This window comes from Vibrio crassostreae (assembly GCF_024347415.1).
In the GTDB taxonomy this organism is placed as follows: Bacteria; Pseudomonadota; Gammaproteobacteria; order Enterobacterales; family Vibrionaceae; genus Vibrio; species Vibrio crassostreae.
The window spans coordinates 978,720-991,966 of record NZ_AP025477.1 but is presented as its reverse complement, the minus strand read 5'-3'; the positions used below and the strand labels follow the sequence as shown (position 1 = coordinate 991,966).

The 13,247-nt window shown below is 43.2% G+C and carries 9 protein-coding genes; 5 read left to right on the top strand and 4 right to left on the bottom strand.

Features of this window, described 5'->3' with window-relative positions; all coding sequences use genetic code 11:
* Positions 1-2 precede the first annotated feature (2 nt).
* From OC193_RS20135 to OC193_RS20125, 3 genes are read right to left on the bottom strand one after another with little or no spacing between them, the layout of a single operon-like run.
* The gene (locus OC193_RS20135) at positions 3-935 is read right to left on the bottom strand and encodes an AAA family ATPase (RefSeq protein ID WP_048666276.1); all 933 of its coding nucleotides are present in this window, start codon (positions 933-935) and stop codon (positions 3-5) included.
* Entirely contained in the window at positions 932-2,980 is a 2,049-nt protein-coding gene (locus OC193_RS20130; protein WP_048666274.1) for a transposase domain-containing protein, read from the bottom strand. The genes OC193_RS20135 and OC193_RS20130 overlap by 4 nt, the downstream gene beginning before the upstream one ends.
* A gap of 2 nt (positions 2,981-2,982) precedes the next feature.
* Entirely contained in the window at positions 2,983-3,207 is a 225-nt protein-coding gene (locus tag OC193_RS20125) for a helix-turn-helix domain-containing protein (RefSeq protein ID WP_048666273.1), read from the bottom strand.
* Positions 3,208-3,388: 181 nt separating this feature from the next.
* On the opposite strand from OC193_RS20125, the gene OC193_RS20120 reads away from it, so the two are divergent.
* Positions 3,389-4,135, top strand: a complete 747-nt coding sequence (locus tag OC193_RS20120; protein ID WP_048666272.1) for an XRE family transcriptional regulator — start codon at positions 3,389-3,391, stop codon at positions 4,133-4,135.
* A gap of 153 nt (positions 4,136-4,288) precedes the next feature.
* Here the strand turns inward: OC193_RS20120 and OC193_RS20115 are convergent, their stop codons facing one another.
* A complete protein-coding gene (locus OC193_RS20115; protein WP_243652133.1) occupies positions 4,289-5,713 on the bottom strand; it encodes a caspase family protein in 1,425 nt (474 codons plus the stop codon).
* Positions 5,714-5,962: 249 nt separating this feature from the next.
* Here OC193_RS20115 and OC193_RS20110 point away from each other — a divergent pair, with 249 nt between their 5' ends.
* From OC193_RS20110 to OC193_RS20095, 4 genes are all read left to right on the top strand, one after another.
* Positions 5,963-6,097, top strand: coding sequence for a hypothetical protein (locus OC193_RS20110; protein ID WP_261978795.1), 135 nt, complete (start codon positions 5,963-5,965; stop codon positions 6,095-6,097).
* Positions 6,098-6,105: 8 nt separating this feature from the next.
* Positions 6,106-7,080: a DHH family phosphoesterase gene (locus OC193_RS20105; protein WP_048662232.1), complete on the top strand. Its 975-nt coding sequence runs from the start codon at positions 6,106-6,108 to the stop codon at positions 7,078-7,080.
* A 202-nt stretch (positions 7,081-7,282) separates the two neighbouring features.
* Positions 7,283-8,308, top strand: coding sequence for a response regulator (locus OC193_RS20100; protein ID WP_048662231.1), 1,026 nt, complete (start codon positions 7,283-7,285; stop codon positions 8,306-8,308).
* Positions 8,301-13,226, top strand: a complete 4,926-nt coding sequence (locus tag OC193_RS20095) for an ATP-binding protein (protein ID WP_048662230.1) — start codon at positions 8,301-8,303, stop codon at positions 13,224-13,226. The genes OC193_RS20100 and OC193_RS20095 overlap by 8 nt, the downstream gene beginning before the upstream one ends.
* Positions 13,227-13,247: the final 21 nt, after the last annotated feature.

Sequence of the window (13,247 nt, the reverse complement as noted above, 5' to 3'; positions counted from 1 at the left end):
GGTTACACTCCTATGCTTTCTTTTAAGTAGTGGTGAGCAGCGGCCAAGTGCTTCGGTGTCAGCGGCTCATGGTTTCGGGATGCTGACGAACTGGCTAACATGATCATGTCAGCGAGCGTTCTAAGTTGCCCTGTGGTTTTCGGCACAATGGCGTAAGCCGCTTTAAACAGCTCTTGGTCTTGAATACCCCAAGCCTGCATGTAGCTTTTGATGTCGCCATTTGACGTCACCTTTATGCAGGTTGGACGTATCATTCGGCTCCAAATCGGGTTCATGTTGACTTGAGAGCGAGCCGCGCTCATACGAGTACGCACGACATCATTGCCAAGAAGGAACACGCCGCACTTGCGCTCAGCTAAGATACGTAAGCCATTCAATACATCATCTGAAAGGTATTGCGCTTCATCGATAATAATGAGTCCGTTTGAGCCATCTAGTTCTTGCGCTATTGCTTTTTGCATGAGGTAGACTGTCATGTTGGATGCCTTAATATTCATGCGCTCACAAAGCTCAGAGAGGATGGCCCGCGCTGATTTACACAAGTTTGAAGCAGTGACAATCCAGACGTTGTTGTGTTTGCGTTGATATTCTTCGGCGGTGACGGTTTTACCAATGCCTGAGCCTTCATAAACCATCGACCAGCGGCGCATCGTGCGAGCCAAGTCCATCAGTTTCCAAATCGTTTCCGAGGTTGGCAGCATCAAAAAGTCAGGCTCTTGAAGTGACGTATCTGCTAACTCTTCAACTTGGGTACACCGTGTATTCAACCAGGTTTCAAGTTTATGAAGCTGAGTTTCGGTGTCGCCCGTATAAGGTTTGTTATTAAGCAACTTACTTAGAATGCCTTCACCAATATCAGACTCTTTGGCAATCTTACGATTACTGAGATTTTCACTGACTTTCACGGCAAGGACTTGTTGAATAATGTGGTTCATTTTGCTTTCCCGTACTGCTGCATTAATGCGTCTAAATCCATAGTGGGTTCAAAATCCGCACCCACCGCTTTCTTCTCAAGTAAGCCTTCAAACTCACTCGGGTTCATTTGATGCTGCTCTGGCGCTCTTGCTAACTCGGGTGTCATTTCAGTAAGGCTCGGCACCATACCGCCCAATGGCTCGGGCTTCTCATTGCTGCGCGTTAACTGGGCAAGGTCGTCGTTAGTTAATCCGACCATTTGCTCCTTTAACCACGCGGCTCGATTAATATCTTCACTTTGGTGTAGGCTCTGACGGCGTGCCGCGCCTAAATCGTCATAAGCCGCATCAGCAAACAATGGAACCTCGCCGATGAACTCTCCACGCTCACTGTAGGCATACACACAGCCTGTTAAGTCATAAGGGTTGAAGCGAAGATGAACACTTTGACCGATGTATTCGAACAACAGTGGGCTGCGGTAACGATTCGACAAATGTTTGCTGTAACGCCCTGCGTTTAATTCAACGAGACCGCCACCATGAACCTTCACACTTTTTCGTGTCCGGTGCAGACACAGGCGCAACTGTGTTGCGGTGGGTTTACGTACTTGTATTTGGGTGTAACTTTGCTCAAACACTTGCTTATAGCTGTGAATGCCGCGTGCCATTTCACTGCGACGGCCTTCCAGGCTATTCCAATCGGTCACCCACTCGGCAAATAGCTCAACCACTAACTCAACAGGTACTGTGGCTTCACCGTAGTTCGCGGGTTTGCTGGTGGCTGATTCACCTGCGTAGGCTCCTGCAAAAGCTGGATGGCGCTCAAACTGACCGATACCACCTTTAGAATGGAACAAACGCTCAACAGGTTTAGCTCGCGCGTTACCTTTACGGCCTACGTTGTCATCTTCAACGCGAGTCCAGTTCACTTTTGAGCCTAGAGCCGTAATCGCGCCTTCAATCTCAGCGTTATCAAACTTTTGATGCTCTAACTTGCCTTTGCCCGTTGCTTTAGGGCGTGAGGTTCGCCCTGTCATTGCTTCACTTAACGCCACGGAGCCTCGGTCAAGGTCGAACATTTCAGGGATACCAAAGTTTAAAACCATGTTGAAAAGAGCAATGCCTAACATCTCAGTGTTCTCTGTAATATCAATGGCGTAGCCCACAATCATGGAGCTATAGACATCTTGGAACACCCAAACGGTAGGACGAAGCACCGTGCCATCTTCCAGGTGACAGCGAAGACGAAACTCATGACCATCACCCGATACGCGCTGCATAGCATGCATACCGACTCGTGTGCGACGCTGCGCAGGGACTAAGGTTTGCTTGGCTGCAAATAAACCACCTCGGCAATACACTTGAAGCTCATAAGGAATATCGGTATTCACGCGCTCTCGGATTGTGGAGAGGCAGGGCACACTCCAACCTTCACGCTTAGCGGCTTTACCCATGCGGTTATAACATTCGGTTATGGTGGGCTGTTCAGGTCGCAAATAATCGGCCTGAAACATGGACCAAGCTTCCTGTGATAAGGGGGCGGTACGTTTACCGTGAGAGCCAATTCTATCGAGAAGTGCCGGCAACCAATCTTCCACTGGGATCTTGTTGGTTTGCAATCCTGGGATGTTGTAAAACCAGCTCACAATTTTGGAATAGGTTCTTCCAGACTCTTCCGCCACGCGCTTCATTGATTTACGCATGCTAATACCTGATTCAACATACGCCTTAACTCGCATACACAATTCATAGCGCTGCTTGGTTGAAGCTTTCTTGCTTTCGGTAGCTTCTTCGTACTCAAGCCATAGTTCATCGGAATCAGGAGTTACAACTTGACGAACATGGCGGCTGTCTTCAGCTTGTAGAGTTTGCTGCTTAGCTACGTCACGCAAGAGGTGCAAACGAGTTTCTTCTGGTAGGCAATCAATATGATATTCAAAAGCTTTAGAACCTTGCCGTTTGCGTTTTTGGTTACTGTTAGCCAGTTTATTTAACTTATTTCTAACATTGTGAACCATAGTTGGCATGCCAACTAAACCTACACATTCTTGCGCTGATATATACATAACTAAGCCACTTTATTTATGTAACGACTAGGCCAAATATCAGATGGTTTAACCCCAAGAGCGTCAGCAATAATCCCTTCACCTTTAGGCCATGGACGGTTTAGTGCATTGGAGAGTGTGGTTGGAGCTAAGCCTGCTTTGATTGATAGCTCTTTAACGGTGATTCCTTTTTTGTGTAAAGCGGCAACAATATCGATTCGATGCATATCGTTTTTTTCATTCGACATAATGATCTCCTAGGCGTTTCTTGTTACACTTATTAGTTGTAGAACTAACTATTAGAATTTAAATTCGAACTTTAGCTCGATTGCTTAATAATTGATCGAATATTTTAACGAGTCAAGTAGGTCATCTCGGTTTTTTATACGAAATGTATTTTTGGATGGGGTTTTATGGGAATTTCTATATATGCCAGATAGTTACAAAAAAAGAACCTTAGAAGAAAAAAACGAAGGTAAACGGTTTTTTCGTAGTGATATAAAAAACCGCTTTGCACAGCGTCTTGAAGAGGCAATGGCTGGTGAAGCCAACCTATCGTTCGCACAAAAATGCGGAATATCGGAAGCAACTATAAGAAAGTATAAAAAAGGGGAAACAACCCCTAATCTAGAAATTTTGGAATCGATCGCGAAGGTATCGGGTAAAGCCATTCAATGGCTAATTGGCGTAGAAAGCGAAACAGTTAAAGTTAAAACACCAATAAGTGAAAACATCACTTATATAGAGAAGTTCAATGTTATTGCTTCTGCTGGTGGAGGGGCCTATATAGATACAGAGGTGGTTGCTGAGTTATACCCATTCAGTCTAGAGTTCTTAAAGCGTCACCGCTTATCCCATGCAGACTTATGCATTATTGAGGCTCGTGGAGACAGTATGGAGCCTACTCTCTCAAGTGGTGATGATTTAATTATTGAGCGTAAGGAGTTTACAGCACACAAAGTCTTACAGGGTATTCATGTTATTAGTATTGATGGAGAACTTAAGGTCAAGAGACTAGAATTTGATCTTGTTAAGGATGGGTACAGCATTATTAGTGATAATCACCTGTACCAAGAAGATTTTATTGAACGTAAAGATCTCAACTGTATGAGAATCATAGGAGAAGTTGTAATGATTTTAGGTAAACCACCCAAAGGGTTACCTGAATTGCATTAAATGTGTGATTGCTATGTTTTAACTATTAATTACGATCCCCGTCAAAAAGCCCTAAAATATTGAACAATCCACTTTAGGGCTAAAACTCATTTTTTCTTTCTTATTTTCAAAGCTTTACCCGCGTATAACTCACTTTCTCTTTTGTATTAACTTTCAATTCTCTCTCTCATCATCAGTTATGTAGTCAGGGATCTTATCTTGCGGGAGAATGTAAGGATCATTATCGGGAATCGCAGGGATACCGTGTCCACTGTAGTAAAAGTAAACCGTATCGCCTTCATCGACGTTGTCTAACATTAAACGTAACTTATCTTTAATCGCACCACTGGTTGCGTCACGGTCAATGAGTTCGTAGACGTGCCTTTCTGGAACACCCAGAACTTTTGTCGCGACGTCAGACATCACTTCACCACTGCTGCGCGCAAAGGCTACTTGATCTGAATTTGCGTAATCTTCGATAGATAGGTTGAAGAACCAGTTGGATGAATTACTTTCCACAGGCACAAAGCCATTAAGTAGTTGCTTCAATTCATCAGAGGCGGTGTTGTCCGTTGCCGAGAGGCGTGAATCGACTTCAAACGCATCGATTAAGTTAGGGTTTTGCATCTCTAGCCCTGGAGTCTCGGCACTGCTTGGGCCACTGTTAAGAACCACACTCAGAGCTTCGGGCTGATAATTACTTTTAGCCACATCCCCTGAGAACATTACGTCATTGTAGTTGCCTTTTATATTTACGAGCTCTAGTTGATTCTCGTCATAAGAGTAGGTGAGTGCGAGGTCAAGGTTATCGATATTGCTGAAGACATCACGCGCCTGCTCAAGAGGTACATTTAGAATAATGTCTCGCTGATAGTTTTGATTTGACGCTTTAAACAACAGGTGCATTTGCTGGTTTTCAGCATCATAACTCTTTGTTGTGACGACCGGCTTACCCATTACATCTCTAAAAGCCTTAGCAACGAGTCGAGTTTTTTGCACGCCCAAGTTGCCCTTTCGAGAGTCTGCCCCTTCTTGTAGGACTCGAATTTTGGCATTTCGAGCTTCTACTTGTTGACGGTATTTAAGTTGTATAGCGGCTATTTGTTGTTGTCGTTCTATTCGCAATTTTTCGACGCGTTGATCAAATTGAGTTTTGGTTTCAAATTGATCTTTGACGATTTCTGGCGCTTTGGGCAGATCAGGCTCTCGAACTGGTGGTGGAATGTCTGAGCTGCTCAATGTGGTGTGTTGTACTTCGTATAAAGAGGCGACAGCACCAACCAATGACATTGGGTCGTCAGATTGTATACATCCGATAGAACTCGTCATGTAATGTTGTTCGGTAGAGGACTCTTGTCCTGCAAATAGGTCAACATTATTGCTTGCTTTTTTTTGTCCGCCGCGAGTGATGACCTTGCCATTCAGCGAAATAGGAGCATCAACTTGCAGCTCACCGCCAAGCTGCCAAATATCAGGATTAGATGAACATACAGTTCCCTGTTTAGAGTGCGAAAATTCAAATTGATTGTCAGCGTTAGCAAAACTAAGAGTTGGTGCTAACGCAAATAGCATACCTGTGACAATTCTATTCCGTGTCATTAGATAAGTTTTCCATATGGCCGTAGTGTCAGATGAGCTCAAGACCATATAGTCTAGTTGAATATCACTCAATGGCGCACTAATCGTAATGGGATATAAGTCAATGTTTGTTTTGTTAAATGTGAGTAAGTTTTAGTTAATTTGGAATGGGTGTTTATTAAATTTCTTCTGTTTGAGAGGCTTAGGAGTTAGGTGTTCTTACGTTTAGAACTCAATTGATTCGCTTTATTTATAGTTAGTGGTGTTCTCATGTTAAAAGTTGCTAGTCTTATCTTAATCGCTCTCGGTGTTTTTATTGGAATACAATATGGAGATGAGATAGTTAGTCCATTGGGTGGTGGTACTGAAACTGTTCTTAATACAATAGAAAACTTGAAAGGTTAAGGTGAGGTATGTCTATTTTCTCATTTAACGATTTTCTTGAGCGTCTCAGGGACTGCGAACGAATCATCATTCAAGCTCATGACTTTCCTGATCATGATGCGGTTGGCTCCGCTTTTGCTCTCGCTTATTTACTTAGAAAGAAGGGCTTTAAACCACTCATTACTTACCAAGGCTTTATTGATCGTGTTTCTTTACATAATTTGATTGGTTGGCTTGATATTCCCATAGTTAAGTCACATCGATTAGATTTAAAGCCCAATGACAAAATTATTGTGGTAGATGGCTGTATTGGTGAAAAAAATGTTACCGACTTACCGGGTATAGAAGTTGGGGTGATCGATCATCATCAGGTTGTAGCACCCAGTTTCGTTTGGTTTTCAGATATTCGACCTAACTATGGCGCAACAGCTTCCATTATGGTGGAGTACTTTAATCATTATGATATTCCAATTCCCGACCGCGTAGCGACGGCTCTACTTGTTGGATTGACGTTCGATACGGCAAATTTTACCCGCGCAATGAACAAAGCTGATATCAAAGCCCTACTTCAACTTCAAAACTGTGCTGATATGAATATGGTCAATCGTATTTGTCGAAATCAAATCGAATATCAAGAGTTGAAGTTATTTGATTTCATGTTTGAATCTATTAGGAAAGACGGAAATTGTGCATTTGGGAGCTTACCAGAAGGGTGCCCCAAAAATATGCTAGGAGTGCTTGGTGACTTTCTACTTACAGTTGATGAACTAGATATTGTGGTGTTGAGTACCCGTAGTCATGAGAGAACATTTGTTTCATTGCGTTCTGAATGCCCCCAGAATGACATGGCTAAGGTGATAAAGAGATCGCTGAATGATACGGGTGTTGGTTTTGGTGGAGGACACTCGCATATGGCTGGTGGTGTTGTTAATCAAGTGTTTGACCATTCCAATGAACGGGTCTTTATTTATGACCTGATCCGCCCTCAATTGAATATATTGTGAACCAAAGTTTTTGCCTCTATCTGATTTGTACCTGGGATCGTCCGCCGAGTTTCTGACATCAGGCTAGACTCAAATCGTTAGTTTGACGTCACTCGAAGATCTACTCTTCATTTTTAACAATCATTTGTCATTTTCATGTTGAGTGGTGCGAAAACCCATCTACACTATGATTATAACTGTTTGATTTTTATACGAGGTGTCAATGAGTCGTAAACCTATAGTGTTAGTCGTAGATGACACCCCAAGTAACTTGGATGTGCTAACTGCAATTCTCAAAGATACTTACCAAGTAAAGGTCGCGATCAACGGTACTATCGGTATCAAAATAGCGAAGATGGTGCCACAGCCTGACTTAATTCTCCTTGATATCATGATGCCTGATATAGATGGTTACGAGGTATGCCGTCAACTGAAAGCTCAACCCAATACCGCGCATATACCGATTATATTTGTGACCGCCAAAATGGATCCTGAAGCTGAAGTGAAAGGGTTGTCTTTAGGTGCTGTTGATTATTTAACGAAACCCATTACCCCAGAAATCGCACTTCAGCGTGTAAAAACCCATATTTCTCTTTATGACCAACAACGCGCGTTGTTTAGTCAGGTAAAAGAGAAAACCCAAGAGATCAATCTAGGTAAGCTAGAGACGCTGAATATCTTGGGTAGGGCGGCTGAATTCAAAGACAATGAAACGGGCATGCACGTTATGCGCATGAGCCATTATTGCGAAATATTAGCCAAAGCCTTGGGTATGACAGACGAAGACGCTGAGACTTTGCGTGATGCTGCACCAATGCATGATATTGGAAAAATCGGTATTCCTGATAGCGTGTTACTGAAGCCGGGCAAATTGGATGCCGACGAATGGGCGATCATGCAGAAACACGTTGAATTCGGTGTCGAGATACTTGGCAGGCAGAGTGATTCCAAACTAATGCAAATGGCCATTCAAGTCGCGCAATATCATCACGAAAAGTGGGACGGCAGTGGTTACCCTAGCCAGATAGCAGGTGAAGATATTCCTCTAGTCGGGCGTATAGCAGCAGTTGCCGATGTATTTGATGCTCTGACCGCAGAAAGGCCCTACAAAAAAGCGTGGAGTGTTGATGAGGCGTTGAGTTTGTTTGAGGAGCAAAAAGGCAAGCATTTTGACCCAACTATCGTCGATCTTTTTTTTCTTAAGTTACCTGAGATTCTAGCAATTAAAGAGAAGTTCAAAGATGAGTGATCGCTGGATGCTGTCGCTAAATCGTTTTGCAGTATCTCTTGTCATTGGCATAGTGGTGTGGTCACTGGTCATTCGCAGTGCAAACGCGGCTGAAGTGACCGATGCAAAGTTAAATCAGTGGTTGGAAAACCAACCGACCATCACCTTTATTGCACTTTCCGACCATTACCCGTACTCATTCATTGATGACGATGGGCTGGTTTCTGGGATCATCAAAGATTGGACATTGGATCTTGAACAGCGTTTTGGTGTCCATGTTCGTTTTATCACAGTTAACTCGCGCGTCGAGGCCAAAGCGGCGTTAGTCGATGGGCGAGGTGATGTATTCCCATTTCAACAGTTTGACCCAAGTGAAGGAGGGCGTTTTCTTGCAAGTGACCCCTATGTTCCTTATCAGGTTGCTGTAATAGTACCTATCGACAATAAACTCGATGGAAACCTAGATCAAAATAACAAGCGCCGCATTGCGATGGTTAATGAAAACATCGACTTACAAAGAGCAGGTGTTCAATTAAGCGCTATTGAACGAGTGGATTTCGACAACGTTATTGATGCAGTACGTGCGTTAGGGGATGGCGATGTTCAAGGTATAGTCGGTGAACCTATTACCACCATGGATCTTGCGAAAAAGATTGGCGTTCATGATCTAGCGGTCAATTATGTTTTGGAACATTGGAAAAAGTTAGAAGCGTCAATGGTGATTCGAACTGACGAGCCAGAGCTACTGACGCTAATCAACAAACAAATTGAAACCTTCGACATTGATAATAAGAACCAGATTCTATCAAAGTGGCTAGATAGCTCCTCTTATCGAGTGCCACTGAAAGGCGTATTTGGCTTTGGTAACCCTCCGTATATGTACCCAGACAGCACAGCGGTCGGGCTAGAACACGACATTCTTCAGCGTGCTCTTAATGATATGGGGTATAAGTTAGGTGACGTTGTCACTCTTCCTCCTAGTGCCGCTAGAAAGGCTATCGATAACAATAATTCTATTGCCTTTGTATCTGGCATTCAGTTTGATGATCCCAATGCGCACTTTTTAAGTGATAACGTTCTTAATGTTGAGTTTGTTCCTGTTTCACTGACTCGCCGCAAACTCCAACTTCAATCCAAAAAAGACCTATCATTAGGGGCGTTATTGTTCGACGAAACATCCCCAATTAAAAACTCTGTTGAAGTTCTGAAGGGTAAGTTAGACATTGATCGTGTCGAAGATTACGAAGATCTTGAATCAGCATTCTCGCAGTTGAGGGCTCAAAATGTCGACCTACTAATGGTTGAACGAAGAGTACTAGAGTGGTTTATCACCAATACTCGTTTTATCGAAATGTCAGAGTTAATGTTACATGACGAGCATAAAGTTGAGTATCCGATCTATGTGGACTTTAAGAGTGAGGAAATTAGAGACAGCTTCAATGCTGCGATTAAAAACCTTAAACAGGCCGATGATGGTTTAAGCCAAATTATCGAGGTGCAGGTTCAGAATGATTTAAGTCAAGTGCTTAAAAAGGCGAATATTATTGCGCAAATATCCGCGTATTTTATTGTCAATGATCGCTTTGAAGAGTTAACGGAAGTTTTTGAAATTTTTGATACCGACAGCTCATTTCAGGTGATCACCGCACAAGCGGATAATAACAATCGCCCGATTAAATCTTGGTATATCGGCAACCTAGTTGATGAATATGGAGAGAAGAAAAACACCTCTCATTTTTCGTCTGTCACTAAGGTGGCAAATTATCGAACCAAAGGAGGAAACACCAACTCTGGTTCGATGACTTTCTATTTTGATGTTAAGTCGTTAGAGCGGAACCATGTTTATTTTCCATCGATCGAAAAATTCAGTTCATTCGGAGATGCGGCGAAACGCTATATAGCGGATGTTTATCAAGCGAATAGTTTGATTGGAGAAATCTTAAATCTCAGCCAAAAAGAGAGAAAGTGGATCAAAGATAATCCGAATGTTCGGATAGGTATCGATCCGAATTCGTTGCCTTATGAGGCGGTATCCAATTCCGGTGAATACATAGGGATGATTGATGACTATCTAACATTGATTGAGCAGAAAACAGGTTTAAATATTAACCATGTAGACGTTGAAAATTGGTCAGAGACCCGTAGCTTGGTTGATCACCATGAAGTAGAACTGGTCTCCGCGGCTCAAGAAAATCGTTCGTTAGGAGACAACGTCAAAGCAGTCAAAAGCTTGTTTTCAAGCCGCTTAGCGATCGCATCGAGACGAGATATCAGCAGCTTGGTACTTGAAGAAGCTGAGGGTTGGAAAATCGGTATCTTGAAGAATGCAGCAAATACAGATGCGGTTATCGAGCAATACCCGAACGTTGAATGGGTGCTGGTAGAATCCACAGAAGATGGGCTCAACCGACTGGACGATAATACCTTAGATGGCATGATCGATACTGTCGACGTCCTCAATTATCTCATTGACTCATTTGGTCACCGGGAGATCGGAATTATCGGAAGACTCGATTTTTTCCTCTCGCCAACTTTACATGTCATCAAATCAGAACCTTTGCTTTATTCCATTGTGAATAAGGCGATTGAGAGTATTTCTGCAGAAGAACATCAGAAGATCTCAGCAAAGTGGGCAGCGCCAAAAGCGATAGAAAGAGTTGACTACCAGTTGGTTTACACCATTTCGGCTTTCTCGCTAGTGATCCTGCTACTTATTATTTTCTGGAATCGAAAATTAGCGAAGCAGATCAGTATTGCTAATGAAGCGACTGAAGCCCTCAAAAAGGCGCAGAATCAACTCTACAATATGCTCAATAGTTCTCCGATTGCCGCTGCGGTGGTATTTGAGGAGCAGGTTCGTTATGCCAATGACACCGCAAAGCGCCTGTTCGTCGTAGAAGGTAAAGAGCTTGATGCGTTTGATGTAGCTGCAATTCATGACTCGTTAGCGGTACGTGAAGAGGTACACAAGGAGCTTAAGCTCAATGGTAAGGTAGAAAACCGAGAGTTAGTGTTGAGAAAATCAGATGGCACTCGCTTTGTGGCTCTAGTGAGTTATTACTTGTTTGAGCTTGATGGGGATATCGCCACACTGTTTTGGGCATTCGATATTTCGGAAATGAAGCGTCTAAATGAGCAACTTGAAGAAGAGAAAGAGAGAGCGGATCTCGCAAGCCAAGCGAAATCTGAGTTTTTAGCCAATATGAGCCACGAGATAAGAACCCCAATGAACGCTATTATTGGCTTGTCTTATTTGGCAATTGGCGAAATATCTAACCCTGTTGCTCGAAACTATATCGAGAAAGTGCACCGTTCCGGGCATTCTCTGTTAAGTATCATTAACGACATCCTCGACTTCTCTAAGATAGAGGCGGGACAGCTTGTCATTGATAGCATCCCATTTGATCCCGTGACGACATTCCAAGATGTCATTGAGTTGATGGAATCGAAAGCGGATGAGAAGCAACTTAAGTTGTCTATGTCGATAGACCCAGAGCTAGATACCCCGTTGATTGGCGACCCGTTAAGACTATTCCAAGTCATTCTGAACCTGATTGGGAACGCCATCAAATTTACATCGCATGGGAACGTGACTTTGAATGTTACTCATCTCGAATCCAATGTTCGAAGCGTGAGTATGAAGGTAGTTGTTTCTGATACAGGGATAGGGATTTCAGAAGAAAATAGGCACAAGCTCTTTCAAGCATTTAGCCAGGCAGACAGTACTACCACGAGAAAGTTTGGAGGTACAGGCTTGGGGCTGAATATCAGTCAAAAGCTCGTACAAGCCATGGGCAGTGAGATTTCAGTTACGAGCGTATTGGGAGAGGGTAGTGAGTTCTCTTTCGTTCTTACTCTGCCTAGGTCGGATGCTGAAGAACTGGCACACTTTAAATCTCAGGAGCTCAAGCTGGATTATCACATCGAGTTTAAGGGGCAAAAGATATTACTGGTTGAAGATAATGAGTTAAATCAAGACTTAGCGTTGGCATTTTTCAAGCGTACGAATTTGAATGTTGACTTGGCTGAGAACGGAGAAAAAGCCGTCTCGCTAGCCAAAAATAATGACTATGAAATGATTCTAATGGACCTTCAAATGCCCGTTATGGATGGCTTTGAAGCGACGCGTCAGATCCGTGAGTTTGATACGAAAGTCCCTATTATAGCGGTGTCTGCCAATGTGTTTGCTGATGCTAAGCAAAAGGCAAGGGACGCAGGTGTAACGGATTTCTTAGACAAGCCTATTATCATCGATAAAGCGACTTCTTTGATCGTCAAATATATAGTGCCGGAGGTGATGGTAGAAGGAAAGGCAGCTCCGTTAGATAGGCAGACAGAGCCACTTGAAAGCCTAACAAGTAAACCCAAGAGCAATGATGCTATCAGTGTATTTTCTCAACAGCGGTTCGAACAACTCACTCTTCATGATTCGGAACTTCAAAACAAATTGATTGGGAAGTTCCATAGCACTGCGCCAAGCATGATGGTTGATGCGTTTGATAATTTGGTACAAAACGATTGGATTACGCTTGAAAGAAACCTGCATACCTTGAAAAGCATGGCAGCGTCGATTGGTGGACTCCAGTTAGCTGATTTAATGGGAGAGTTAGAAGGTAAAGCGCATAACAGTTTGTGTGATGAGCAAGACCTCAGAGAAGGTGAAGAGAGGTTAGCTGAGCTCATTGCAGCAACGGATAGCCAGATTGTAAAGCCACAAGCTGAATGCGTGAATGAAGTGAGTGTGATGGAATCCGTGCTCACAGAAGATCACAAGGTTAAGCTACTCTCACTGCTCGAAGCTTATGATAACGATGCTACGCAATACGTGGCTGAGTTACTCGTGCAGTATCCACATGCTGCTGTGCTTAAAGATATTCAAAGTGCATTAGTTAGCTATGATTTCGAGCGAGCCAGCGAAGTTCTCAGATCCTTGGAATAAGCAATTTGGGATAAGTCGCTT

Excerpts from the sequence above, each read along its gene's own strand:
- OC193_RS20135 (WP_048666276.1), bottom strand. The coding sequence starts at position 935 with ATGAACCACATTATTCAACAAGTCCTTGCCGTGAAAGTCAGTGAAAAT.
- OC193_RS20130 (WP_048666274.1), bottom strand. The coding sequence starts at position 2,980 with ATGTATATATCAGCGCAAGAATGTGTAGGTTTAGTTGGCATGCCAACT.
- OC193_RS20125 (WP_048666273.1), bottom strand. The coding sequence starts at position 3,207 with ATGTCGAATGAAAAAAACGATATGCATCGAATCGATATTGTTGCCGCT.
- OC193_RS20120 (WP_048666272.1), top strand. The coding sequence starts at position 3,389 with ATGCCAGATAGTTACAAAAAAAGAACCTTAGAAGAAAAAAACGAAGGT.
- OC193_RS20115 (WP_243652133.1), bottom strand. The coding sequence starts at position 5,713 with ATGACACGGAATAGAATTGTCACAGGTATGCTATTTGCGTTAGCACCA.
- OC193_RS20110 (WP_261978795.1), top strand. The coding sequence starts at position 5,963 with ATGTTAAAAGTTGCTAGTCTTATCTTAATCGCTCTCGGTGTTTTTATT.
- OC193_RS20105 (WP_048662232.1), top strand. The coding sequence starts at position 6,106 with ATGTCTATTTTCTCATTTAACGATTTTCTTGAGCGTCTCAGGGACTGC.
- OC193_RS20100 (WP_048662231.1), top strand. The coding sequence starts at position 7,283 with ATGAGTCGTAAACCTATAGTGTTAGTCGTAGATGACACCCCAAGTAAC.
- OC193_RS20095 (WP_048662230.1), top strand. The coding sequence starts at position 8,301 with ATGAGTGATCGCTGGATGCTGTCGCTAAATCGTTTTGCAGTATCTCTT.